Annotated in this window: 25 protein-coding genes; 19 read left to right on the plus strand and 6 right to left on the minus strand. The window is 69.4% G+C overall.

What is annotated here, in order from left to right:
* Positions 1–36: 36 nt before the first annotated feature.
* The 3 genes from BJQ94_RS07175 (at position 37) to BJQ94_RS07185 (ending at position 2,181) form a co-directional block, all read left to right on the plus strand.
* Positions 37–612: a TIGR00645 family protein gene (locus BJQ94_RS07175; protein WP_275875574.1), complete on the plus strand. Its 576-nt coding sequence runs from the start codon at positions 37–39 to the stop codon at positions 610–612.
* A gap of 140 nt (positions 613–752) precedes the next feature.
* Positions 753–1,163 (plus strand): Rid family hydrolase, encoded by a 411-nt coding sequence (locus BJQ94_RS07180; protein ID WP_265398902.1) that lies wholly within the window; start codon positions 753–755, stop codon positions 1,161–1,163.
* A gap of 25 nt (positions 1,164–1,188) precedes the next feature.
* Positions 1,189–2,181 (plus strand): pseudouridine synthase, encoded by a 993-nt coding sequence (locus BJQ94_RS07185; protein WP_265398901.1) that lies wholly within the window; start codon positions 1,189–1,191, stop codon positions 2,179–2,181.
* Here the strand turns inward: BJQ94_RS07185 and BJQ94_RS07190 are convergent.
* Positions 2,128–2,631 carry a histidine phosphatase family protein gene (locus BJQ94_RS07190; protein ID WP_265398900.1) on the minus strand — a complete coding sequence of 168 codons (504 nt, stop codon included), beginning with the start codon at positions 2,629–2,631 and terminating at the stop codon, positions 2,128–2,130. The genes BJQ94_RS07185 and BJQ94_RS07190 overlap by 54 nt on opposite strands.
* Before the next feature lie 44 nt (positions 2,632–2,675).
* Entirely contained in the window at positions 2,676–4,538 is a 1,863-nt protein-coding gene (locus BJQ94_RS07195) for a glycoside hydrolase family 15 protein (protein WP_265398899.1), read from the minus strand.
* Between the two features lie 154 nt (positions 4,539–4,692).
* Here BJQ94_RS07195 and BJQ94_RS07200 point away from each other — a divergent pair, with 154 nt between their 5' ends.
* From BJQ94_RS07200 to BJQ94_RS07225, 6 genes are all read left to right on the plus strand, one after another.
* Positions 4,693–5,208: a DUF1269 domain-containing protein gene (locus BJQ94_RS07200; RefSeq protein ID WP_265398898.1), complete on the plus strand. Its 516-nt coding sequence runs from the start codon at positions 4,693–4,695 to the stop codon at positions 5,206–5,208.
* 42 nt (positions 5,209–5,250) lie between these two features.
* On the plus strand, positions 5,251–5,940 hold the full coding sequence (locus BJQ94_RS07205) for a CoA pyrophosphatase (protein ID WP_265398897.1): 690 nt from the start codon (positions 5,251–5,253) through the stop codon (positions 5,938–5,940).
* Between the two features lie 119 nt (positions 5,941–6,059).
* Positions 6,060–6,881 (plus strand): hypothetical protein, encoded by an 822-nt coding sequence (locus BJQ94_RS07210; RefSeq protein ID WP_265398896.1) that lies wholly within the window; start codon positions 6,060–6,062, stop codon positions 6,879–6,881.
* Between the two features lie 68 nt (positions 6,882–6,949).
* Positions 6,950–7,540 carry a sigma-70 family RNA polymerase sigma factor gene (locus tag BJQ94_RS07215; protein WP_265398895.1) on the plus strand — a complete coding sequence of 197 codons (591 nt, stop codon included), beginning with the start codon at positions 6,950–6,952 and terminating at the stop codon, positions 7,538–7,540.
* A complete protein-coding gene (locus BJQ94_RS07220) occupies positions 7,540–8,103 on the plus strand; it encodes a hypothetical protein (RefSeq protein ID WP_265398894.1) in 564 nt (187 codons plus the stop codon). The genes BJQ94_RS07215 and BJQ94_RS07220 overlap by 1 nt, the downstream gene beginning before the upstream one ends.
* Positions 8,100–8,900: a hypothetical protein gene (locus BJQ94_RS07225; RefSeq protein WP_265398893.1), complete on the plus strand. Its 801-nt coding sequence runs from the start codon at positions 8,100–8,102 to the stop codon at positions 8,898–8,900. Before BJQ94_RS07220 ends, BJQ94_RS07225 begins: the two co-directional genes overlap by 4 nt.
* Positions 8,901–9,135: 235 nt before the next feature.
* Here the strand turns inward: BJQ94_RS07225 and BJQ94_RS07230 are convergent, their stop codons facing one another.
* From BJQ94_RS07230 to BJQ94_RS07240, 3 genes are all read right to left on the minus strand, one after another.
* Positions 9,136–10,158, minus strand: coding sequence for a TerC family protein (locus tag BJQ94_RS07230; protein ID WP_265398495.1), 1,023 nt, complete (start codon positions 10,156–10,158; stop codon positions 9,136–9,138).
* 308 nt (positions 10,159–10,466) lie between these two features.
* Entirely contained in the window at positions 10,467–12,320 is a 1,854-nt protein-coding gene (locus BJQ94_RS07235) for a DEAD/DEAH box helicase (RefSeq protein ID WP_265398494.1), read from the minus strand.
* Between the two features lie 64 nt (positions 12,321–12,384).
* Positions 12,385–13,524: a PLP-dependent transferase gene (locus BJQ94_RS07240; protein ID WP_265398493.1), complete on the minus strand. Its 1,140-nt coding sequence runs from the start codon at positions 13,522–13,524 to the stop codon at positions 12,385–12,387.
* On the opposite strand from BJQ94_RS07240, the gene BJQ94_RS07245 reads away from it, so the two are divergent.
* From BJQ94_RS07245 to BJQ94_RS07285, 9 genes are all read left to right on the plus strand, one after another.
* Positions 13,507–13,725: a hypothetical protein gene (locus BJQ94_RS07245; protein ID WP_265398492.1), complete on the plus strand. Its 219-nt coding sequence runs from the start codon at positions 13,507–13,509 to the stop codon at positions 13,723–13,725. The two genes, BJQ94_RS07240 and BJQ94_RS07245, sit on opposite strands and share 18 nt — an antisense overlap.
* A gap of 66 nt (positions 13,726–13,791) precedes the next feature.
* Positions 13,792–14,049: a DUF1272 domain-containing protein gene (locus tag BJQ94_RS07250; protein ID WP_265398491.1), complete on the plus strand. Its 258-nt coding sequence runs from the start codon at positions 13,792–13,794 to the stop codon at positions 14,047–14,049.
* 79 nt (positions 14,050–14,128) lie between these two features.
* Positions 14,129–14,929: a slipin family protein gene (locus tag BJQ94_RS07255; protein WP_265398490.1), complete on the plus strand. Its 801-nt coding sequence runs from the start codon at positions 14,129–14,131 to the stop codon at positions 14,927–14,929.
* 85 nt (positions 14,930–15,014) lie between these two features.
* Positions 15,015–16,703, plus strand: a complete 1,689-nt coding sequence (locus tag BJQ94_RS07260; protein ID WP_265398489.1) for a long-chain-fatty-acid--CoA ligase — start codon at positions 15,015–15,017, stop codon at positions 16,701–16,703.
* A 183-nt stretch (positions 16,704–16,886) separates the two neighbouring features.
* On the plus strand, positions 16,887–17,453 hold the full coding sequence (locus BJQ94_RS07265) for a PadR family transcriptional regulator (protein WP_265398488.1): 567 nt from the start codon (positions 16,887–16,889) through the stop codon (positions 17,451–17,453).
* 52 nt (positions 17,454–17,505) lie between these two features.
* Positions 17,506–17,769, plus strand: a complete 264-nt coding sequence (locus tag BJQ94_RS07270; protein ID WP_265398487.1) for a hypothetical protein — start codon at positions 17,506–17,508, stop codon at positions 17,767–17,769.
* A 337-nt stretch (positions 17,770–18,106) separates the two neighbouring features.
* A complete protein-coding gene (locus tag BJQ94_RS07275; protein WP_275875575.1) occupies positions 18,107–19,057 on the plus strand; it encodes a hypothetical protein in 951 nt (316 codons plus the stop codon).
* 70 nt (positions 19,058–19,127) lie between these two features.
* A complete protein-coding gene (locus BJQ94_RS07280) occupies positions 19,128–19,589 on the plus strand; it encodes an isoprenylcysteine carboxylmethyltransferase family protein (protein ID WP_265398485.1) in 462 nt (153 codons plus the stop codon).
* Positions 19,590–19,629: 40 nt separating this feature from the next.
* Entirely contained in the window at positions 19,630–20,628 is a 999-nt protein-coding gene (locus BJQ94_RS07285) for an LLM class flavin-dependent oxidoreductase (protein ID WP_265398484.1), read from the plus strand.
* Positions 20,629–20,719: 91 nt separating this feature from the next.
* Here the strand turns inward: BJQ94_RS07285 and BJQ94_RS07290 are convergent, their stop codons facing one another.
* Complete coding sequence (locus tag BJQ94_RS07290; protein WP_265398483.1) at positions 20,720–21,382, minus strand: histidine phosphatase family protein; 663 nt, start codon at positions 21,380–21,382, stop codon at positions 20,720–20,722.
* A 293-nt stretch (positions 21,383–21,675) separates the two neighbouring features.
* Between BJQ94_RS07290 and BJQ94_RS07295 the strand changes: the two genes are divergently transcribed.
* Positions 21,676–25,176 (plus strand): lamin tail domain-containing protein, encoded by a 3,501-nt coding sequence (locus tag BJQ94_RS07295; protein ID WP_275875576.1) that lies wholly within the window; start codon positions 21,676–21,678, stop codon positions 25,174–25,176.
* Positions 25,177–25,234: the final 58 nt, after the last annotated feature.

Here is a 25,234-nt window from a genome sequence, read left to right on the forward strand (position 1 = left end):
TAGCAGCCCCCCCCCCCCCCAGAAGAAGGATCGTCAGTGTCAACGCCCCAGCCCCGCCCCCGCAGCGCGAGGGCCCTCGCCCTCGAACACGCGAGCGAAGTGTTCCTGTTCTCCAGCCGGTGGTTGCTCGCGCCGCTCTACATCGGCATGGTGGTTGCCCTTGTCGCCATCGCGATCAAGTTCTTCCAGGAACTCTGGCACCTGATCAGCCACGTGGTGTCCGCCTCGGCTGATGACCTCGTGTTGAGCGTGCTTGCCCTGCTGGACCTCGCTCTGCTCGGCAACCTGGTGATCATCGTGATCTTCGCCGGCTACGAGAACTTCGTGTCGAAGATCGCGGTCGCCCGCAACGCCGAAGACCGGCCCACCTGGATGGGCCACATCGATTTCTCCGGGCTGAAGATGAAGCTCATCGGCTCGATCGTGGCGATCTCGGCCATCGGCCTGCTGCAGGACTTCACCGAGGTGGGCAAGTTCACTCCTGAGGAGCAGTTCTGGCGCCTCATGCTGCACCTGACCTTCCTGCTGTCCGGTGTCGGCTTCGCGTTCATGGACTGGCTGGGCGAAAAACGCCTCATCCTCGCCAAGATCTCGCACTCCGAAGACAACTGAGCCTCGCCGGGTCGGGCTCGGTCAGCCCGGGGTGAGGCCACGGGCGGCAGGACTGCCACGACCCGGTAATGTCGGTGATTCGCCACGGTGGTTCCTCGCCGTGAGCTCGAGACAACGAACCTAACCCCAGTGAGGACCCCATGACCGAGTACACCCGTCAGAACATCACGTCCGGCTCGGTCTGGGAGCCCGTCGTGGGCTACTCCCGCGCCGTGCGTGCGGGCGCGTTCGTCTTCGTGGCCGGCACCACCGCCAGCTCGCCCGACGGCGCAGTGGGCGGGGCGGATGCCGCGGCGCAGGCCCGCGAGATCTTCGTGCGCATCGGCGCTGCCCTCGAGCAGGCCGGCGCGAGCTTCGGCGAGGTCGTGCGCACCCGCGTCTACCTGAAGGACATCGCCGACTTCGACACCGTCGGGGCCGTGCACGGCGAGGTCTTCGGCGCCATCCGCCCGGCGCTCGTCGCCGTCGAGGTCGGCGCGCTCGCGGCCCCCGACCTCCTGGTGGAGATCGAGCTCGACGCCATCATCGGCGCGTCCCTGCCCGCCGCGTAGCCAACCGAGCGCCTACGATCGGGGGATGCCCCCACGCTCGCCGCTCCCGCAACGACACGGGCTCGAGGCAGCGTGGCTGTGCACCCCGGAGCGCGACCGGCCCGGCCATACGCAGCCGACCTGGCCGACCATGGGCGCCTGGCTCCAGGAACGGCTGGCCGAGTCCGTGAGCGTGGCCGAGTTCCTCGCCGGCGGTCGGTTCGTCTACGAGAACGGCACGCCGGTCGCCGGGGCGGACCGGTACCGGCCGACGACATTCGTCTGGTTTCACCGCGACCTGGCCGACGAACCGGTGGTGCCTGGCCTCCTTCACCTGATCTATCGGGACGACCGGATCGTGGTGATCGACAAACCGCCCTTCCTCTCCAGTATCCCGAGGGGCCGGCATGTCGTGCAGAGCGTCGTTGTGCGCCTGCGCGCTCAACTGGGGCTCCCCGAACTCTCGCCGTTGCATCGCCTGGACCGGGTGACCAGCGGTCTGCTGGTTCTGGCCACCGAACGCCGCTGGCGAGGCACCTACCAGACGCTCTTCCAGCGCGGTGTGGTGAACAAGGTGTACCGGGCGTTGGCGCCGCTGAGTCCGCACCTCGACCTGCCCGTCACCGTGCGCAACCACCTCGCTACCCGGCCCGGTGAATGGCAGGGCGAGGTGGTGCCCGGCGCCCCGGTCAACGCCGAGTCGGTGATCGAACTCGAGGGCGAGCACGGCGAGGCGGGCCAGTACCGGCTCACGCCCCGCACCGGGCGTACCCACCAGTTGCGCCTGCACATGCTGGGCCTCGGCATCCCCATCGTCGACGACCCGCTCTACCCCGTGGTGCAGGATGTTTCGGTGCACGATTTTCGGCGGCCGCTCCAGCTCCTGGCCAGCGAACTGGCCTTCACCGATCCGATCGACGGCGGGGCCCGGCGGTTCGAGAGCGTGCGCAGGCTCCCGCTGCCGGCGGAGACCGCCGGGGCGTGCTCAGTCGAGGCCAGCCGGGGTGGGCCGCCCGGAGGCGACGAGCACAGCGCTTGAGTCCACGAGCTCCGACCAGGTGCCCGGCACGCCCAGCACGGCCAGGGACGAGGTCGACAGTGTGACGCTCTCGCCGGTGAGGGTCCAGACGAGGTCCTCGAGTCCCGGATTGTGGGCCACGAGAATCACATTCTGGTGCTCGTCGGGCAGCTCCCGCACGATCTGGAGCAGATCGTTCACGGATGCGGCGTACGCCCGGTCATCGATACGCGCCTCGGGGCTCTGGCCGAGTTCCGCCGAGGCGAGCGCCCAGGTGGCGCGGGCCCGGGTGGCGGGGGAGACGATGGCCAGGTCGATGGTGGGAAAATGCTCGGCCAGCCAGCTGCCGGCATCCGGTGCCTGGCTCTGCCCGCGGGGGTTGAGGGTGCGGTCGATGTCGGCTTCGCCGCCGGACCAGTCGGATTTGGCGTGCCGGAGCACGATGAGGGTCCGCTCACTGGGTGGGGTCATTCCCATAGTCTGCACCCGCACCGTGGTTGTGACCGTGAGACGGCTCAGCCGAGCCCGAGTTGGGCCTCGGCCTCACGGCGTTCCGCCGCGATCAGCCGGGTGGCCGCGTCGATCAGGGCCAGGTGGGTGAAGGCCTGCGGAAAGTTGCCGAGGTGCTGCCCGGTGGTCACGTCGATCTCTTCGGCGTAGAGCAGCATCGGCCCGGCGAACGAGAGGAGTCTTTCGAACAGGGCCTCGGCGGCGTCGTGGTCGCCGATCATCACCAGCGCAGACACCAGCCAGAAGGAGCAGATGCTGAAGGTGCCCTCCTCGCCGCTGAGACCGTCGTCGGTGCGGTCGACCCGGTAGCGCAGCACGAGGCCGTGTTGGGTGAGTTCGTCGGCGATCGCGAGCACCGTGGCCCGCACCCGTTGGTCATCCGGCGGGAGGAAGCCCATGATCGGCAGCAGGAGCAGGGAGGCGTCCAGGTCGGTGGTGTCGTAGTGCTGGGTGAACACGCCGCGCTCGCTCACGCCCCGTTCGCAGACCTCCGCCTTGATCCTGTCGGCGGCAGCCCGCCAGGACTCGGCGCGGTGCGGATCCCCACGACTGTCAGCGATGCGGGCGCCGCGGTCGGCGGCGACCCAGCACATCACCTTCGAGGCGACGAAGTGCCGGGGTTGCCCGCGCATCTCCCAGATGCCCTGATCCGGTTCCTCACACCGTTCGATGGCGGTGTCCACGAGTCCGGCCAGGCGTTCCCACGCGGCCGGCGCGATCTGCCCACCGCCGCGCAGATACTCCTCGACCGAGTCGAGCGACATGCCCCAGACGTCGTGCTGGTGCTGGTCGAAGGCGCCGTTTCCGATGCGCACCGGGCGGGAGCCCCGGTAGCCGGCCAGATGGTCGAGAGTCTGCTCGGTGAGATCTCGCTCACCACCGATCCCGTACATGATCTGCAGGTCCCACGGCATATTGGGTGTGCCGGTCGACATGGCATCCAGGATGAAGGCGAAGTAGTCGAACGCCTCACCGTTGAAGCCGAGCCCGTGCAGCGCCCGCAACATGAACGCGGTGTCCCTGATCCAGGTGTACCTGTAGTCCCAGTTGCGTTCGCCGCCCGGAGTCTCGGGCAGCGACGTCGTCGCGGCCGCCATGATCGCCCCGGTCGGCGCGTAGCTGAGGCCCTTGAGGGCCAGGGCGCTGCGCTCGATGTGCGGGCGGAACCGATGGTCTGGGAAGGTGGCCATGCTCATCCAGTTGCGCCAGTACTTCTCGGTCTGCTCGAGTTGACGGGTCGCCTCCTCGAGGTCCTCCGGAACGATCCCGTCCCAGCTCAGAGCCACGTAGGCGGACTCCCCGGTCTCGAGAGTGGTGCGCCCGGTGCACCGGGCTCCGACGACCCCGAGCGGCACGCTGCCGCCCAGGGTGAGGGTGACGTCTCCGTTGCCGACCGTGGCCCTGGTGTAGCCGGGGCCGTCGAAGCTCCAGGGGGCCTGGGCCCTGGCGTAGTCGAAGAGCGGGAAGCAGTTGACCTGGAGCTCCACCCGGCCGTCGAAACACGAGGCGATGCGCAGGAGGGTGCGTTGGGAGATGGCGTTGCCCGGCGAGCGCCGGTAGCCCTCCCGGCGGTGGTCGGCCAGCGGGCCCATCACGAGCACGTCCTTGACGGTCAGCCAGCCGGTGGGGGTATGCCAGGTGGTCTCGAGCACCATGGTGCCCGGCAGGTAACGGCGTTGCTCCGGCACGGCGGTGTTCGTGGGCGCGAACCTGAACAGGCCGGCCGTGCGGTCGAGCAGGGCCGCGAAGACGCTCGGGCTGTCGGGCCGCGGCAGGCACAACCACTCCACGGCGCCGTCCGGCGCGATCAGGGTGCTCACCTCGCAGTCGGAGAGGAAGGCGTAGTCGGCGATCGGTGGGAATCTCATGCGGGAACCTCCGGTGGGGCGATCGTGGCCGGTGCGGGGTAGCTGCCACCAGAGTCGACCCCGGCAGTTCCGGTGTCAACGACGCCGCGGCGCGTGGAGCTGTGACGCGGGCTATGGTGCTGCTGAATCGCGTCGAGCACACGGAGGGCCTGAGATGAGCGATGACAGGATGGCGCTGGTGGTGGCCGGATACCCGAGCCCACGCGCGGCGCGGCAGGACTTCGACTCCGCTGCGGCCCTGGTGCGAGCGCGGCGGCTGTCGACCAGGGGGATGATCCTGGTGGCCAGGAGTGTCGGGGAAGACGTGCGGCTGGAGGAGACCAGCGACGACCACGGCCATACCGGCCGGGGCTGGGGTGCCGGTGTCGGGGTGCTGGTGGGATTGTTCGACCCGGTGATGTTGGGCACCATCGTGGTCGGTTCGGTCGGCGGCAGCGTGGTGGATGCCTTCAGCGGCCACCGGCTGCGACGGGCGTTGCAGGAGGAGGTGGGCTCGGCGCTCGCGGCCGGGACCGCGGCCGTGGTGGCAATGGTCCCCACCGGGGACCAGCAGGTGCTGGAGGCCGCACTGGTCGGCGCCCGGGCTGTCGCTGCCGTGGAAGCGGACCTGACGACCCTGACCGAACTGGAGGCCGCGCTCGAGGACGCGGTGGCCAGGCTCAAGCCGTGACCGGCCGGCGTCACCGGGCGAGTCCCGCCGTAGTCTGGTGGCATGCCCGCCACCACCGCTGACGCTCGCGCCGACCTGGCGGCGCTGTGCGCGCGCGGCCTGGACTGGGGCTTCGGGCGCGGCCGGGATCTGCCGGATCCGGCCCAGGTGCGCCACGCGGCGGTGCTCGTGCTCTTCGGCGTGCTCGATGCGGTGCCGGCCCGGGTGGCCGGTTCGGGCACCGCGCCCGTGCCGCATGACCTGGATGTTCTGCTGTTGCGCCGCGCCGCCACCCTCGGCAGCCACCCGGGGCAGATCGCCTTCCCCGGCGGCCGCCTCGAGGCAGCCGACGACGGCCCGGTCGCGGCGGCGCTGCGGGAAGCCGTGGAGGAGACCGGCCTGGACGCTGCCGGGCTCGAGCCCCTGGGCACGCTCCCCGACGTGCCGTTGCCGGTGAGCAACCACCTGGTGACGCCCGTTCCGGCCTGGTGGACCCGGCCTTCTCAGGTGGCTGCCATGGACCACGCCGAGACCGTCGACGTGTTCAGGCTGCCCGTGGCGGATCTGCTCGACCCGGCCAACCGAGCCAGCACCGTTCATGCTGTCGCCGGTGCCGAGTACCGGTCCCCGGCCTTCACCGTCGACGGCCGGCTGGTCTGGGGGTTCACCGCGATCGTGCTCTCGCGCATGTTCGAGGAACTCGGCTGGGCCGAGCCCTGGGATGCCGGGCGGGTCGTGTGGCCGGACCTCTGAGGCTCAACTGTTGCCCGTGCGGACAATTGCGCCCGGCACACCGGGACCACTTGTCCGGACGGGCAACAGTTGCGGTGTGCCCCGGGGAACCGGGCAGGCTTCTGCGGACATTCCCGGGTATGAGGATCTGTCGCAGGACTTACGGTCGCAGCACGGCCGTCGCCGCACTGCTGATCGGCGCAGCCGCGCTCCCCGGCTGCGCGGGGGTGGTCGGCGGGTCCCCGGCCGCCGTCGGCGAGTCGTCGACGGTGGACCCCCTGGCCTGCGGAATGACGGTGGAGCCCGGCTCGGCGGTGCTCGGCGAGGAGGTCCTGATCTCCCGGCCCGCGACCGAACCGGGGGAGTGCGCCACCCTGGCTCCCGGCTCCACCCAGACCCTGGAGCTACGCTCCTCGACACGGGGAATCACGGTCGAGCAGTCCGTGCCGGTCCTGATCGGCAACGACGGCGCCTTCGAGGCGCGGATGCGGATCCCCACCGGCATCCGACTCGGTGATGCCGTCATCACGGCGATCCCGCCGGCGGAGCTGGACTGCACCGCCACCGCAGCGGCCGAGGAGTGCATCCTGCCGCGCACCTACCTCGCCGTGGGCTTCGATCCTGATGATCTCCGGCCGGTGCGTCTGACCGACACCGCCGCGGACACCCCGACGCTTCCCGCTGATGACCTCGTCGACACGCCCTATGCCCTCGCCGGCCCAGGTGCCAACGAATTGACACTCGTTCTGATCGGCTCCAGTTGCCCCACCCGGCCCGCCGACTTCGTCGCCGGTACGTCGGCCGGCACGCTCCAGATCGTCAGTGCCGATGAGGTCCCGCCTGGCGAAGACTGCGACGCGCTGGCGATGCACTGGACCACGGTGATCGAGATCCCGGACGGGTACGCCGGGTTCCGCAGCGTGACCGTGGACAACGTCCCGGCGATCCTGCTCGACCCGTGATGGGAGCCCGCGGAGTGCTGCAGAGGACGGTGGATGGAACCGATGGCCGGGTGCGGACATTATTAGGTATGACGGCTGCCCGGGGGACCAACGAGTACGAGGTGTGGGCGCGCGCCGTCGAGGGGGATGCGGGGGCGTTCGGGGAGCTCTTCGACGAGCATCGTGACCGGGTTTTCGGTCATGCCCTGCGCGCCCTCGCCTCACGGCACGACGCCGAAGACGCCACGGCGATAGTGTTCCTGGAACTCTGGCGCCACCGGCGTCGGGTGCGGGTGGTGAACGGCTCGGTGATCGGCTGGCTGCTCGTGACCACCAACAATGTCTGCCGCAATCAGGCGCGTTCGAACAGGCGCTACCGCCTGGCGCTGTCGAAGCTCTCGCCCGAGCGCTCGCATCCTGACCCGTCCGACGAGCTGGGGGCGGAGCTGGACCGTGACCGCAGCGCACCGAGCGTGCGCGAGGTCTTCGCCCAGCTGAACGCGCGCGACCAGGACATCCTCACGCTCTGCGTGCTGGAGGAACTGACCACCGCCGAGGCGGCCCTGGCCCTGCGCATCCCCATCGGCACCGTGAAATCGCGGCTGTACCGGGCGAAGAACCGGATGGCCGAGCTGATGCTGCAGAGCACGCCTGACGTGAGAGAGGGATGGAGCCTGTGATGACCCCCGACCGCCACCCGGATCGCACCGACGTTCCTGAGATGGACCCGGCCCGTGCCGCCGAGATCCGTGCCCTGCTCATCCGCACCGTCGCGGGCACCCCGCGGCCCCGCGTGGCCAAACTCTCCCGCCCGGCGTTCGCGCTGGCCGCGACGGCGGCGCTGGTCTTCGCCGGCGGGGTCGGCGCCGGCACTGTGGTGGCCTATGACCGGCTCACGAACGTCGTCGTCGCCGAGGACTCCAGCGGGCCCGAGTCCGCGGAGGCGGCGAGCGGCCTGAGCGGTGAGGCAGCGAGCGCTGTCGGCCAGGACGAGGCCGCGTCCGAGAGCTCCTCAGACTCAGATCTCTTTCTGTCGAGATCGGACGAGCTGACGCCGGTCCTCACGATCAACGGCCAGACCGGTTACGCGTACCTGAGCGACCTTTATCAGGTGCGCATCGTGTCCCTGGGCGCGGTCGCCGATACTGCCGAATCCGAGTCCTCGATCGGGCAGATTCCGATCTACCTGGCCGACGGCGTCACCCTGATGGGCTACTTCGATCCGGCCACCCTGATCCCATGAGGCTCCGGCGGGCGGGTGCGTGCGCGCTGCTGGCCGGTGCCCTCCTGCTCACCGGATGCGCCGGGTCCGCGCCCACGGACTCGTTCGGCTGCGGCATCGTGGTGGCGCCGGCCACCGCCGTGGTCGGCGAGGACGTGGTGGTCTCCCGGGCCCCCGCCGCGCCGGCGGAAATCTGCACCACCTTGGTACCGGGAACCAGCCAGACCATCGAGCTGCGCTCGGTCTTCGCCAACGACTCGGCCCGGCAGACCACCACGGTGACCGTGGCCGACGATGGTTCCTTCGAGGCGACGCTGCCGGTGCCCGGGGACATCCGTCTCGGCCGCGCACGGGTCACCGTGATCCCACCGGCCGAGTCCGACTGCACCGCGGCCGCGCTGGCGGCGGGTACTCCCGACGACTGCTACTTTCCGGGTGCCCTGTTCACAGTGGAATTCGCTCCGGACACCCTCACGCCGCTGCGGATCGTCAGCACCGACGTACCGATGCCGGCGCTTCCCGCGAGCGATGAACCGGCCGACTCGTACGCGCTCGCCGGCCCGGGGGCGCACGAGCTGACTGTCGTGATCTTCGGTTCGGGATGCGCCTCCCGCCCGGCGACCTACCGGGACACCGCTGCGGCGGACAGCCTGGAGATCGTGAGCGAGGTGATCGTGCCGGCGGGCGCGGATGGCTGCACCGAACAGCTGATGCCCTGGGCCACGGTGATCGAGGTTCCCGACGGACACCGCGACTACCGCAGCGTCACCGTCGACAACCTCGACACCGTCCCGCTCAACACCGTCCTGCTCGACTGACCCGGGCGAGAGCCCTCGACGTGAGTCATGGGTGGCCCATTTTCGCTAGTCGAACCGGCTCCCGCACTAGCGAAACCGGGCCAGTCACAAACTTGTGCGCGGCAGGTGCGTCGCGCTTCCGTATGGGTGGCCCATTTTCGCTAGTCGAACCGGCTTGCGCACTAGCGAAACCGGGCCAGTCACAAACTCGTGCGCGGCACATGCGGAGCTGCGCGGGGGCGGGGCGGGGTGGGGGTTAGTGCGAGTCCTTGGCCTTGGTGATGGGCTGGCCTTCGACCTGGCCACGGTCGGCCTTGGCCGCGTCACCGCGGGTCTTGGCCAGGCTCGCGATGGTGGCCACGGCGACGGTGGCGCCGATGAAGACCAGGGAGAACCAGATCGGGATCTCGGGTACCCACAGGATGGGCTCGCCGCCGTTGATGAACGGCACCTCGTTGACGTGCAGAGCGTGGAAGACCAGCTTGAGGCCGATGAAGCCGAGGATGACGGCCAGGCCCTGCGACAGGTAGACCAGGCGCTCGAGCAGGCCGCCGATGAGGAAGAACAGCTGGCGCAGGCCCATCAGGGCGAACGCGTTCGCGGTGAAGACGATGTACGCCTCCGAGGTGAGCCCGTAGATCGCCGGGATCGAGTCGATGGCGAAGACCAGGTCGATGAAGCCGATCGCGATGATCGTGAGCAGCATCGGGGTGACGAAGCGCTTGCCGTTGATCTTGGTGGTGAGCTTGTCGCGGTCGTACTCGTCGGTGACCGGCAATACTCGGCGGGCCAGGCGCACGAACATGTTGTCGGCCGGGTTGCCCTCGTGGCCGCGAACCTGCATGTAGGCCAGCACGAAGAGCAGGGCGCCGAAGAGGTAGAACACCCAGGAGAAGTTCTCGATCAGGGCCGCGCCCACGGCGATGAACCCGCCGCGCATGATGAGGGCGATGATGACGCCGAACATCAGCACCTTCTGCTGATAGGCCTTGGGCACCGAGAACGCGGCCATCACGATGAGGAACACGAAGAGGTTGTCGATCGACAGGGCCTTCTCGGTGAGATAGCCGGCGAAGTACTCGCCGCCGTAGCGCCAGCCGGAGACGATGCCGATTCCGACACCGAACAGCAGGGCCAGGCCGATGTAGAAGGCCGACCAACGGGCCGACTCACCGACCGTGGGCTCGTGCGGCTTGCGCACGTGCGCGAAGAATTCGTAGGCGAAGAAGGCGATCGTCACGGCGATGGTGATGATCCAGATCAGGGGAGTGATGTTCAAGGAGAGCTCCAGGGCATGGGGTATGGACGGAGATCAAGGTCTCTTCCACCCGGCAGCCGATGAGGCTGTCAAGCCGGCGTCCCGGGACTCTTCGTTAAGTCCGTATTGACGGGTGCGCCGCGTGGGAGTACTCCCCTTGCAGACCCAACAGTAGGGGAGCGTAGCTGGGAAGTTGCCGTGCACGAGGAACCTCGTGCAGGAACTCACCCGGCTCGAAACGCCGGGATCCTAGGTGCGCGGGCGAGGCGCCGTTACGCGGGTGGCGTGCCACCCGCGTAACGGCGCCTGACCCGCGTAACGGAGACGGCCTAGTAGCGGCGCGGCGGACGCTCGGAGCGGTCGCCCTGCTGCGGGCGGTCGTTGCGGCCGGCCGAGGCGCCGTTGTCGGCGTGGATCTCGATCAGCTTGCCGCTGATGCGGGTCGCCGACAGGCGGTCCAGCACCTCGCCGGACAGGTCGGCGGGCAGGTCCACCAGGGAGTACTCGGGCAGGATCTGGATCGCGCCGAAGTCCTCGCGGCTCAGGCCACCCTCGTTGGCAAGCGCGCCGACGATCTGGCGCGGCTCCACCTTGTGGCGCTTGCCCACCTCGATGCGGAACGAGGCCATGGCCCGGTTGCTGTCGCGGGAGCGGCGCTCGGGGCGTTCGCTGCGCAGCGGACGGTCGTCCCGGCTGCCCCGGTCATCGCGGCTGCCGCGATCGTCGCGGCTGTTGCGATCGTTCCGCACGGGGCGGTCGCCCCGGTCGCGGTCGCGGTGCTCGGTGCGCTCGCGGTCGAACCGTGCCGCGGCGCGCACGTCTTCGGGGTTGAGCAGCAGCGGCGTCTCGCCCTGGGCGACCACGGCGAGAGCGGCGGCCACGTCGGCCTCCGGCACGTCGTGGTGCTCGACGTAGTGGCCCACGATGTCGCGGAACGCGGCGATGCGGGCGGTCTGGTCGAGCGCCGCGGTGATGGCGTCGTCGAAGCGGGTGAGACGGGTGGAGTTGACGTCTTCCACGCTCGGCAGCTGCATCTGGGTGAGCGGCTGGCGGGTGGCCCGCTCGATGGCGGTGAGCAGGTGACGCTCACGCGGGGTGACGAAGCTGATCGCTGCGCCGCTGCGACCCGCACGGCCGGTGCGGCCGATGCGGTGCACGTACGACTCGGTGTCGATCGGGATGTCGTAGTTGATGACGTGGCTGATGCGTTCAACGTCGAGACCGCGCGCGGCGACATCCGTGGCGACCAGGATGTCGAGCTTGCCGCTCTTGAGCTGTTCAACCGTGCGCTCGCGCTGCACCTGGGGAACGTCGCCGTTGATAGCCGTGGCGGAGTAGCCGCGCGCGCGCAGCTTCTCGGCGAGCGTCTCGGTCTCGTTCTTGGTGCGGGTGAAGACGATCATGCCTTCGAAGTTCTCCACCTCGAGGATGCGGGTGAGCGCGTCGACCTTCTGCGGGTAGGAGACCAGCAGGTAGCGCTGGGTGGTGTTGACCGAGGTCGTGGTCTTGTTCTTGACCGTGATCTCTTCGGGGTCGTTCAGGTATTGCTTGGAGATGCGGCGGATCGACGCGGGCATCGTGGCCGAGAACAGGGCCACCTGCTTGTCGTCCGGGGTGTCGGCGAGGATCGTCTCGACGTCTTCGGCGAAGCCCATCTTGAGCATCTCGTCGGCCTCGTCGAGCACCAGGTACTTGAGCTGGGTGAGGTCGAGGGTGCCCTTTTCGAGGTGGTCCATGATGCGGCCGGGAGTACCGACCACAACGTGCACACCACGGCGCAGCGCGGAGAGCTGCACGCCGTAGCCCTGTCCGCCGTAGACGGGCAGCACGTGCACACCCTTCATGTGGGCGGCGTACTTCTCGAAGGCCTCGCAAACCTGCAGGGCGAGTTCGCGGGTGGGGGCCAGAACGAGCGCCTGGGGGCTCTTCTGGGACAGGTCAAGGCGGGAGAGGATGGGCAGCGCGAACGCCGCGGTCTTTCCGGTACCGGTCTGGGCGAGGCCCACGACATCGCGGCCGTCGAGCAGCGGGGGGATCGTGGCGGCCTGGATGGCCGACGGGGTCTCGTAGCCGACGTCTTTGAGGGCCTTGAGAACGGAGTCGCTGAGCCCAAGCTCGGAGAAGGTGATCGTCGCGCGGGCAGTGGCTGCCTCGGTCGGTGCAGTTGAATCAGGAGGCGTCATACTACTACGGTAGTCGGTCGGAGTGTCTACCCCGTTCGGGAGGGCCAAATCCGTGCCCGCAAGGTCACGCCGAGAGGGGCAACTCCGCCTCGTCGAGTGCGGCCACATGCGCCTGTGCCGTGCCCGCGTTGGTCGCCCGCACGGCCGCGAACGCCTGCTCCAGGTCGGCCACCAGATCGTTTTCGTCTTCGATGCCCACCGACAGGCGCACCAGGCCGGGGAAGATGCCGAGCCGGTCACGTTCCTCAGCGGACAGGTGCGCGTGCGAGGTGGTGCCGGGGTGCAGCATCAGCGACCGCACATCGCCGAGATGCGACATCCGGCTGAACAGCTCGAGGGAGTCGATCAGGGTGCGGGCATCCCGGATGCCGCCGCGCAGGGTGAAGCCGAACACCGAGCCGGCGCCCCGGGGATAGTACGTGCGGGCGATTGCGTAGGAGGGGTTCGAGGGCAGTCCCGGGTAGTCCACAGACTCCACCTCCGGCTGGGCGTCGAGCCATCTGGCCACTGTGAGGGCGTTCCGGGAGTGCTGGCCGACTCGCAGCGACAGGGTCTCGAGGCCCTGCTGCAGCAGGAACGCGTTCAGCGGCGACAGCACGGGCCCCAACCGCCCGGCGATGATCGTGCGGGTGTATTCGAGGTAGGCGGTGTTGCCGAACTTCTCCACCAGCGTTGGCGTGCCCGGGCCGCCGATGGGGGTGGAGAACTGTGGGAACTTGTCGGGGTAGGCGGCCCAGTCGAAGCTGCCGCCGTCGATGACGACGCCGGCCAGGGAGGCGCCGTGGCCGCTGAGGAACTTGCTGGCCGAGTGCACCACGATGGACGCGCCGTGGTCGAGCGGCCGGATCAGGTAGGGCGTGGACGCGGTGCTGTCGATCACGAAGGGCAGACCCTCATCGCGGGCGAAGGCAGCGATCTGGCCGATGTCGATCAGGTCGTTCTTGGGGTTCGGGATGGTCTCGCCGTAGACGGCGCGGGTGTTCGGTCGCACCCGGCGGCGCCAGTCCTCGATATCGTGCGGGTCGTCGACGAACTCCACCTCGATGCCGAACCGGGCGAAGTTCTCCCGGAACAGGGTCTTCGATCCCTCGTAGAGGCTGGGCGCCGAGAGGAAATGGTCTCCGGCCTTGAGGATGCCGAGCAGCGCCACCGTGATGGCCGCCTGGCCGCTGGCTACCAGGAGCGAGTGCTTTCCGAGGCGCACGGCCGCGAATTCCGGTACGTGCAGACGACCCCCGACGACCTGATCGCCCGGGGCCACCATCCGGGCTGGGTGGCCAAACAGGTCTGGTACGGCGAGGTCAACCATCGGGCGCGCCCCGCGGACAGCGCCGTCTTCGGGCTGCGGCCACGCACATTCACGGAGTTCCTCGCCGCCCACGCCGATACGATTCGTTCGTCATAGTCACGACGCCGAGACAGAGACACCAGCGACAACACAGACACGACGACAGACAGGTGGGCCACACGAATGCTCGAGCTGCGACCGAATTGCGAATGCTGCGACCGGGACCTGTCCCCGTCGGCCGACGACGTCTACATCTGCTCCTTTGAGTGCACCTGGTGCGCCGACTGCGTGCGGTCGTTCCCCGCCGGCGCCTGTCCCAACTGTGCCGGCACCCTGCAACTGCGCCCGAGCCGGGCACCCCACAAGCTCGTGACGGCGCCGGGCTCGACACTCCGGGTGGTCAGCCCGGACTGCCGGCCCGCTGCGACACTGCCCAGCTGACCGGGCCGCACTGGCGGGCGGCGCCGGACGGGCGCAGAATGACGCCATAGGCGTTCTGGCCGAGGGAAGGTCTTTCCTGATGCTGTGGTTCTGGGTGCTTCTGGTACTCGCCGTGATCCTCCTGATCGTGCTGCTGTCGTTCTCGATCAAGGTGGTCACCCAATACGAACAGGGCGTGCTGTTGCGCTTTGGCCGCCTCGAGGGCGTGCTCAAACCGGGCGTGCACCTGATCATTCCCTTCGTGGACGTGATGACCCGCGTCTCCCTGCGCATCGTCACCCTGCCGATTGAATCGCAGGGCATCATCACCCGCGACAACGTCAGTGTCGGGGTCTCCGCGGTGGCGTACTACCGGGTCATGGACTCGGTGAAGTCCGTCGTGGAGATCGAGAACGTGCAGGCCGCGATCGAGCAGATCGCCCAGACCACCCTGCGCAAGGTGGTGGGCCAGCACGCCCTCGACGAGACGCTCTCGAACACCGAGGTGCTCAACGTGAACGTGCGGGAGATCCTGGATGCCCAGACCCTCGGCTGGGGTGTCGAGGTCACCCTCGTCGAACTCAAGGACATCCTGCTGCCGGAGAGCATGAAGCGGTCGATGGCCAAGCAGGCCGAGGCCGAGCGGGAGAAGCGCGCCAAGATCATCAACGCCGAGGGGGAGCAGCTCGCCGCCGCCAAGCTCGGCGACGCGGCGGACACGATGATGAAGCATCCGATCGCCCTGCAACTGCGCAACCTGCAAACCCTGGTGGAGATCGGCGTCGACAAGAACACCATCGTCGTGTTCCCCGCGCCCCTGATGAGCACCATCAGCGAACTCGGCACCTTCCTCGCCAGGGAGACCAGGAATGCCGCGGTGTCGCCCGCCGACACGGACTGAGCACCCGGCAGAACGGTGAGTGAACTGGCCGAGGTGCGCGCCGTGTCGTGCCCCGGCGCCGAACGGATCGCGGGAGGATGTCCCCATGGCCAATACTGAGCAGCAGCCCTGGGTGAAGCACTACCAACCGGGCGTGCCCGCCGAGATCGACCTGCCCACCGACTCGCTGGTGGCGATGCTCGAGCGCTCGGTCGCCGAGGCCGGCGATCACCCGGCGCTGGAGTTCTTCGGCCGCCGCACCACCTACACCGAGCTCGGCGCCCAGGTCGACCGGGCGGCAGAGGGACTGCGTCTGCTCGGAGTGCGAGCGGGCGACCGGGTGGCACTGATCCTGCCCAATTGCCCGCAGCACGTCGTCGCGTTCTACGCGGTGCTGCGCCTGGGTGGGGTGGTCGTGGAGCACAACCCCCTCTACACCTCGCCGGAGCTGCGCCACCAATTCGAAGACCACCAGGCCCGCATCGTGATCGCCTGGGACAAGGTCGCCCCGACCGTGCGCGCGTTCCCGGCCGACATCGAGATCGACCACGTGATCTCGGTCAACCTGCTCGAGGCCTTCCCCACGGTGAAGCGCCTGGCGCTGTACCTGCCGGTCAAGAGCCTGCGGGAGTCCCGCGAGGCACTGTCCGGCTCCGCTCCCGGCACCACGCCGTTCAAACAGCTGCTCACGCACGGCGCCATCGACCCCGAACATCCGCGCCCCGGGCTGCACGACCTGGCCGCGATCCAGTACACCTCCGGCACCACCGGCCGGCCCAAGGGGGCCATGCTCACCCACTACAACCTGCACTGCAATGCGCTCCAGGGTGAGGCGTGGATGCACGGCGCCGAGTATCGCAAGGAGATCTTCTACGCGATCCTGCCGATGTTCCACTCGTTCGGCCTCACCCTCTACCTCACCTACGGCATCCACAAGCAGGCGCTTCTGGTGCTGTTCCCCAAGTTCGACCCGAAGCTCGTGCTCGACGCCATGAAGAAGTCGCCGGCCACCGTGTACTGCGCGGTGCCGCCGATCTACGAGCGCACCGCGCTCGCCGCGAAGGAACGGGGCGTCTCGCTGCGCTCCTGCCGGTTCTGCATCTCCGGCGCCATGAACCTGCCCGACCACGTCGTGGAGCTGTGGGAGTCGGTGTCCGGCGGATTGCTCGTGGAAGGCTTCGGCATGACCGAGGCCTCTCCGGTGGCGCTGGGCAACCCGTTCTACCCGACCCGCAAGCCCGGCACGGTGGGCATCCCGTTCCCGTCCACCCTGATGAAGGTCACCGACATCGACGACCCCACCGTAGAGGTGCCGCACGGGCAGCCGGGGGAGCTGCTGATCAAGGGACCTCAGGTGTTCCAGGGCTACTGGAACAACCCCGAAGAGACTGCCAAGACCCTCACCCCGGATGGCTGGTTGCGCTCGGGCGACATCGTCACCCAGGACGACGACGGCTTCGCCACGATCGTGGACCGGGCCAAGGACCTCATCATCACCGGCGGGTTCAACGTGTCGCCCACCGAGGTCGAGACCGTGCTGCGCCTGCACGCCTCCGTGGTGGATGCGGCGGTGTTCGGGAAGACCCTCGAGCGCGGCGGCGAGATGGTCGTGGCCGCCGTGGAGCTGGAGCCCGGCGCCACGCTCGACGAGAAGGCCCTGCAGGACCACTGCCGGGAGCACCTGGCGGCATACAAGATTCCCCGTCGCATCGTGCAGATCACCGACACCCCGCGCACCATGCTCGGCAAGGTGCTGCGCCGCAAGGTGCGCGACCAGGTGCTGCCTACCCTCTGAGCCGATCCGCGGATCCACCCTTGACCTTCCGACACTCAGCGATATATCGTTACGTATCGCGGAAGTTCCGCGAGGCGTGCCCGCAATTCCAGCGGATGCGCATTCCGTGAAAGGACGAATGCGGTCATGAAGCGCTTTCATCACACACCTCCAGAATTCGGGAACTCCGAGTTCGGTCCCGGCATGCGCCGGGCCCACCACGACGCACCCCAAGAACACGGTCGTGGCTTCGGTCGCGGTTTCGGCCCAGGCGGCCCCGGTTTCGGCGGCTTCGGGCCGGGCTTCGGTCCGGGCGGCCCGCGCGGCTCCCGTCGTGCCAACAGGGGCGACGTTCGCTCGGCGATCCTGTCGCTGCTGGCCGACGGCCCCTCCAACGGCTACGGACTGATCCGGGCCATCGAGGAGAAGACCGGCGGAGCCTGGCGCCCCAGCCCCGGCTCCATCTATCCGACCCTGCAGCAGCTCGTCGACGAAGAACTCATCTCGCCGACCGGTACCGAGCGCCGCACCGACTATGAGCTGACCGAAGCCGGCCGGGCCTACCTGGCCGAACATGCCGACGACCTCAAGAAGGCCTGGGAGGCCACTCCCGGCCAGTCGGACGCCGACGCGGCCTTCCACGAGAGCGTCGGCAAGCTCTTCGGCGTCGTGCACCAGTTCCGCTCGTCGGCCACGGACGCCCAGCGTGCCGCGGCCACCGAGAAGCTCGACGAGGTGCGGCGCGCGCTGTACCTCATCCTCGCCGACTGACCACTCGCTGAGTGCGGGCGACCGGGGCCAGAATGGCCCCAAGTCAGCCGTCGTGCCCCTGGTTCGCTCGATCGCGGCGCCGTTGACCCGTACTCGCCTATTCCGGGCGGCCGCACCGGTGCTGCTGCCGCACGTCGAGCGGGTGCGGGGCCGTCCCCTGCCGGTCAGGGCGCACCTCATCGCTCCGGGCGACAGGGACGCGGCCTGGGCCCGGATCGAGGCGCAGTGGCCGGGATATCGCGCCTACGAGCGCGACTCGGGGCGCGTGGTGCGGCTGTTCCTGCTGCGCCCGATTACCCGGCCGACGTCACCATAGCGGCCGGCGGCGGAGCGGGTCCCCGCAGGTCGCCCAAAAAACTTCCGACCCAATTTTCGGCGCGCTCAGTGTGGGTTTCCCCGGTGTAACCGCACTTCAATCGGCAGGCGAATGGAACCTGATCGGGGATTTTCCTGAACCTGCAGATCTCACCGGAAAGCGCAAGAGCATTTGGGGGGCTCGGATGACATTCCCGGCACAAAGTGAGGAAGTGTGCAGAAACCTGTTGCAGGGTGGTCACTTCGCCCGGGCGGGCCCCCGCCCGTGGAACGTCGACTAAGAATCGCACCGCGCCAGACGCCTCACGCGATTCGCCCCGTGAAAGACATACTGAACCTTGAATTCGCCGTTTTCCCGTACTTCAGCCCGACCCAGCACCACCGGAGAGGCCGCGCAGGGTGAGACCCGGGCGACCATCACCCACCGCACCCGCGTGACCCGTCGCACCGCAGCCGGCGTAGCCGTTCTCGTCGTCGGCGCGATGGCCGGAACCGGCTTCGTGCTGCAGCCCGCCATGGCGGCCCAGAACGACCGCGTTGCCGAGACTGCCGCCCTCACTGCCAGCACCGGCTTGCACTCCGAGCAGCTCGACAGTTACAGCACTGTGGCCACGGCCCACGCCGAGAAGGCGGCAGAGGGCACCATCGCCGGCGCAACCGCGGTGATCACTGCAGCCCAGAACAAAGCCGACGCCACCGGCCTGGCCACCAGTGTGGCCATGCTGAGCAACTACGAGCAGTTGGCCCCCGAGCGCATCTACGAGCTTGTCGACACCGCGAACACGCAGGTGCCTCCGGTGCAGGCAGCGACGGCCGAGGCCGATCGGGTCGCCGCCGAGCAGGCCGCAGCCGCTGCTGCCGCCGCCCAGGCCGCCGCCGAGCAGGCTGCAGCCGAGGAGGCCGCCGCCGCGGCCGTCGCCGCCGAGGAAGCGCAGGCCGCTCCTGAGGCCAGCAGCGCGCCCGCGCCGTCCGCGCCGTCGAACCCCAGCGCCGCCCAGGCCACCGCCCGCGACATGATGTCGTCCAAGTACGGCTGGGGCGCCGACCAGTTCGGCTGCCTCGTGAGCCTGTGGGACAAGGAGTCCGGCTGGAACGTGAACGCGTACAACGCTTCGAGCGGGGCCGCCGGCATCCCGCAGGCGCTTCCCGGCAGCAAGATGGCCTCGGCCGGCTCGGACTGGGCCACCAACGCCGCCACCCAGATCTCCTGGGGCCTCGGCTACATCTCCGGCAGCTACGGCACCCCGTGCGCAGCCTGGGCCAAGTCTGAATCCGTCGGCTGGTACTAGTCGGCAGGTCCTCACCGAATCCGTCGCCGCCCGGGCTGCAGAGGTGTGAAGGCGGGCGTACTCTCGGGGCATGAAACGTGCGCTCGCGTTCGGTCTGGTCCTCGCTCAGATCCTGCTGCTCGTGGCTCTGCTGATCATTCCCCATGGCTCGGTGTGGCCGGTCAACGGGTTTGTGGTGGCCACGTCGGTGGCGCTCGTCGTGGTGGGGGTGACCCTCGCCGTGCAGGGCTCCACCACGCTCGGCCCCGCCATGACGGCCAGTCCGATCCCGCGGGAGAACGCCCCGCTGGCCACCAACGGCGTGTACGGCATCGTGCGCAACCCGATCTACACCGGGCTGATGACGGGCGGCCTCGGCCTGGTGCTGTTCGGCGCGTCCCTCCTGCACGTCGTGACCTGGCTGGCGCTGGTGGGCCTGCTCTCCGGCAAGGCGCGCTGGGAGGAACGGATGCTCGTCGATGAGCATCCGGCGTACTCGGAGTATGCGGCCAGGGTGGGACGGTTTCTGCCCGGTGTCGGCCGAATCCGGTGAGAACGGGAACGATTCGCCGCCGAAAACCGTTACCCACAGCATGACGACACCGCTCTCCATTCTCGACCTCGCGCCCATCGCCCCCGGGCAGACCATCAGGGAGAGCTTCGCGGCCAGCGTCGCGCTCGCCCAGGCGGCCGAAAAGCATGGGTACGAGCGGGTCTGGTACGCCGAGCACCACAACATGCCCACGATCGCGTCGTCGGCCACGAGCGTGCTGGTGGGCCACGTCGCCTCGCAGACGTCGACCATCCGCCTGGGTTCCGGTGGCGTGATGCTGCCCAACCACTCTCCGCTCACCATCGCGGAGCAGTTCGGCACCCTCGCCGAGCTCTACCCCGACCGGATCGACCTGGGCCTGGGCCGGGCGCCCGGCAGCGACCAGACCACGGCCAGGGCCATGCGCCGCGACCCGCGCGCCTCCGACCAGTTTCCGCAGGACGTGATGGAACTGCAGGCCTACCTGCGTGACGAATCGATCATCCCCGGCGTGCGGGCCGTGCCCGGAGCGGGCACCAACGTTCCCCTCTACATCCTCGGGTCGTCGCTGTTCGGCGCCGGTCTCGCCGCCGCGCTGGGCCTGCCGTACGCCTTCGCGTCGCACTTCGCGCCCGGCTCGCTCTTCGAGGCCGTCGCCACCTACCGCCGGGACTTCCAGCCGTCGGCGCAGCTCGCCGAGCCGTACTTGATGGTGGCGGCCAATGTGATCGCGGCCGACGACGCCGCGGATGCCACCGAGCAGTTCGAGATCATGCGCCGCTCGCGGGTGCGCGGCATGATCTCCCGGGGCCCGGCAACGCCGGACTACTCCGACGCCCAGATCGACGCCTTCCTCACCACCACGGAGGGCAGCCGCCTGGCCGACATGATGCGGTACACGGCCGTGGGCACGCCCACGGATGTTCGCGTCTTCCTCGACGACCTCGCCGCAGCCACCCAGGCCGACGAGCTCATCGTGGCGCATGCGTCGCAGCAGATCGGTGACCGGCTGCGCTCCGTGGAGCTGACCGCCGGCGCCATGCTTGGCGCCCTGGCCTGAGCCGGCCGGGCGGTGAGGCGCTGAGGTCGCGGCTCAGCTCCCGGATGCCCTCGAGCTCCTCGAGCTCCTCGAGCTCCTCGAGCTCCTTGAGCTAAGAGGCATCCAGCGCTTCGCCGGTCGGGTCGACGGCATCCGCGTCGACCAGGGGCATGCCGCCCAGCGGCACACCCGCCCAGGAGAGCAGGGTCCAGCCGTCTTCCGGCGAGCCGGACAGTTCGACCACGCCGGTGTTGTCGAGGTCGTGCAGCCCCGCGAACATCGGCGGCACATTCGTGGCGCGGGCCGCTGCCCACACCCGGATGGCCGCGCCATGGCTGAACACGGCCGCGGTGTGTCCGCTGGCCGCGGCCACCGCGATGTCGGCGTCGAACCTGGCGAAGAACGCGTGCCCGTCCGGGCCGCCCGGCATGCCCACATCGAGGTTGCCGGCTCCCCAGGCGAACACGGTCTCCATGTACCGCCGCACCGAGGCATGGTCGCTGCGCCGCTCGAGCGTGCCGGCCTCGATCTCGTGCAGGCCGTCGGCCACCTGGATGTCGAGCCCGCGATCCAGGGCGAGGGGCCGGGCGGTGAGCTGAGTGCGGTGCAGCGTGGACGCGAAGATCGTGTCGATGGAATCGAACCGGAGCGCCTCGGGAATGACGGCCGCCTGACGCTCACCGAGCTCGGTGAGGCCGGGGCCCGGGTGGGCGGTATCGAGCTGCCCGAGCACGTTCGCGGGCGTCTGGCCGTGGCGGATCAACAGGAGTCGCATGGTCATCCCAGCATAAGCACGGCGCCGCCGAGACGACAGTCGATGGGCAGGTCGATGGGAAACCACCAGCCGGGTACCGGTGAGCCCACATCGAGTTGCCGGAAAACACCCCTTCAGGGCTCCTGAAGGGGATTTTTGCGGCAAGTCGACGCGTTGTAACCCCTCGAGTTGGAGTCCGTCGCGTGCCGACGGCCGAGCGTTCGCCGGGCGTTCACCGCACGTTCTCCCGGCATCGCCACAGTGGACCGGGCCCATCCGAGGCTCGTCACCCACAGCCTCGAAAGGGCCTTTCTGTGCGCACTCACTGGCGTCGGCCAAGCCTGGCCGCCATCCTCACTCTCGCCCTGGCGGTTCCACTCGCCGCCACCCAGAGCCCGGCAATGGCCGCCCCGGCTCCCTCGGTTCGCATCAACGAGGTCGAATCCGATGGCGGTACGCCCGGCGACTGGGTCGAACTGACCAACATCGGCAGCAGTGCAGCGGATGTCTCGGGCTGGGTACTGAAGGACGACAAAGACGAGCGCACCTTCGGGCTGCCGGCCGACACCGTCATCGCGCCCGGTGGATTCCTGGCCGTCGACGTGGACGGCGACGGCGCCACCAACTTCGGCCTCGGCAAGGCCGATACCGCCCGGCTGTTCCTGGCCGACGGCAGCACCCTGGTCGACTCCTACGCCTGGACCGCACACGCGAGCACCACGTGGGGGCGCTGCCCGGACGGCACGGGCGAGTTCCGCGAGACGACGGCATCCACCCGCGGCGCCGCGAACGCCTGCGACGTGTCCGCCGCCGACAACGTGCGCATCAACGAGGTGGAGTCCAACGGCGGCACCCCCGGCGACTGGATCGAGCTCGTCAACGTGGGCACCGCTGCGGTGGACGCCTCCGGCCTGGTACTCAAGGACAATGACGACACCCACGCGGCCGTCGTGCCCGAGGGGTCGACCATCGCTGCCGGCGGTTACCTCGTGGTCGAAGCGCCCACCATGGATTACGGCCTCGGCGGCGCCGACAGCGCCCGCCTGTTCGACACCGACGGGGTCACCCTGATCGACTCCTACGCCTGGACGGCGCACGCAGCATCCACCTACGGTCGCTGCCCCGACGGCACCGGTGACTTCGCCGACACGGCCACCGCCACCAAGGGCACGGCCAATGACTGCGTCGTGCCCGTCACAGCGGATGTGCGCATCAGCGAGACCGAGTCCAGCGGCGGAACGCCCGGCGACTGGGTGGAGCTGTTCAACCCGGGGTCGACCGACGTCGACCTCGCCGGCTGGATCGTGCGCGACAACGACGACACCCACACCGCTGTCCTGCCGACCGGCTCGGTGATCGCCGCCGGCGGGTACTTCGTCGTGGAAGAGAGCATGCTCGGCTTCGGCCTGGGGTCGGCCGATTCCGCGCGCCTGTTCGCCGCTGACGGCGTCACCCTGGTCAGTTCGGTGAGCTGGACCAGCCACGCGGCCACGACCTGGGGCACCTGCCCCGGCACCACCGAGCTCGTGCAGATGACGTCCTCGACCAAGGGCGCCGCGAACGACTGCGGGTCACCCGTGCGCCTCAACGAGATCGAGTCGAGCGGCGGCACGCCCGGCGACTGGGTCGAGCTGGTCAACAACGGCAGCACCGGCGCGGATATCTCCGGCTTCGTCGTCAAGGACAACGACGACACCCACGCCGTTGTTCTCCCCAACGGTACGAGCATCGCGGCCGGGGGATACCTCGCGATCGACGTGGACGTCGACGGCGGATTCGGGCTCGGCGGCGCAGACACCGCCCGCCTCTTCGCCGCCGACGGCAGCACCCTGCTGGACAGCTACTCCTGGACCGCGCACGCCGCGACCAGCTACGGACGCTGCCCGGACGGCACCGGCGATTTCGCCGTGACGACGGCCAGCAGCAAGGGCGCCGTGAACAGCTGCGCCGGCGACCTGGTCACGGCGGCCTGGCCCGGCTCGGCCCAGGTGCGCACCGTCGACCCTGCCGGAGTGCTCGGCGGCAACATGAGCGGGCTCGCCTATGAAGACGACGCCACCGGCACCGGCACCGTGGGCGACGTGCTCTGGGCCGCCAAGAACGGCCCCGGCACGCTCTACAAGCTTGTCTCCGACGGCACCGACTGGGCGCCGGACACCACCGACGGCTGGGGCGCCGGCAAGCTGCTGCACTACACCGACGGCACCGGCGATGTTGATGCCGAAGGTGTCACGCTGACCGCGGCCGGCTCCGCAGGCGGCGTGTTCATCGCCAGCGAGCGCAACAACAATGTGAGCGGGGTGAGCCGGCCCGCTGTGCTGCGTTACGACGCATCCGCAACAGGCAGCGAGCTCACCGCGACCATGGACTGGGACCTCACCGCCGACCTGCCCGTCGTGGGCGCCAACGCCGGCCTCGAGGCGATCGCCTGGGTGCCGGACACGTTCCTGGTGGCCGAGGGGATGCTCGACGAGAGCACGAACGCCGCCTACGACCCGGCCGACTATGCCGGCCACGGCGCCGGCCTGTTCTTCGTGGGCCTCGAGGCCAACGGCACCATCTACGCCTACGCGCTCGACCAGGAGTCCGGCGGGTACACCAGGATCGCCACCATCGCCAGCGGATTCAGCGGGGTGATGGACCTCGAGTTCGAGGCCGCGACCGGCCGGTTCTGGGCCGTCTGCGACGACACCTGCGCGGGTCGCTCCGCGGTTCTCGAGGTTGCGCAGTCCGGCGTCACCGACGGTCGCTTCACCGTCGCGACCGTCTACGAGCGCCCCGCCTCGATGCCGAACATCAACAACGAGGGCTTCGCCATCGCCCCGCAGGGCAGCTGCACCACGGGCAGCACCAGTGCGTTCTGGGCCGACGATTCCAACACGGGCGGCTTCGCGATCCGGGCGGGCAGCCTCGACTGCACCCCGACTCCGGTTCCCACCACCGAGCCGACCCCGGTTCCGACAACGGAGCCGACGGCCGAGCCGACCCCGGTTCCGACAACGGAGCCGACGGCCGAGCCGACCCCGGTTCCGACAACGGAGCCGACGGCCGAGCCGACCCCGGTTCCGACAACGGAGCCGACGGCCGAGCCGACCCCGGTTCCGACAACGGAGCCGACGGCCGAGCCGACCCCGGTTCCGACAACGGAGCCGACGACAGAGCCGACCGCCGAGCCGAGCCCGGAACCGACGACGGAGCCGACCCCGGCGCCGACCACGGCGCCCAGCCCGGAGCCGACGACGGAGCCGAGTCCGGAACCGAGCGCCGAGCCGACCACGGAACCGAGCGCCGAGCCGACCACGGAACCGACGGCTGAGCCGACCGAACCGAGCGCGGAGCCGACAACCGCGCCCATCCCGGTCCCGGGATCCACCCCGCCTGCCCCGGTGCCGAGCGAGTCGCTGACCGACGCCGCGCGCGGACCGGTGTCGACTCCGGCCGGCGCCTCTCCGGGCGGAACCATCACCGTCACCGTCGGCAGCGCCCACGCGGGTGAGCCTGTCAACGTCTGGCTGCACTCCACGCCGACGCTGCTCGCCTCCACCACGGTCAGCGCGGACGGAACCGTGCGGGTGGTCATCCCGGCCGACACGCCGCCGGGTGCGCACCGGATCGTCGTCGTGGCCGAGGACGGCACGCTGATCGGCTGGGACGACGTCCTCGTCTCCGCCGCGGCGACCGGGGCGGCCGGCACCCCCGGCAGTCTGGCGAGCACGGGTGTGAGCCCGGCGGCCCCCGCACTCCTGGCGCTCCTCCTGCTGATCGCGGGCGGGGCCGTGCTGGTGCTTCGCAGAAGGCGTCGGTCCACTCTGTAGCTCCAGGCTTTCGGCGCCACGTCGAAGCGAATCCGTCCGGCGGTCGCACCAATCAGGT

The organism is Cryobacterium sp. SO2 (genome assembly GCF_026151165.2).
Classification (GTDB): Bacteria; Actinomycetota; Actinomycetes; order Actinomycetales; family Microbacteriaceae; genus Cryobacterium.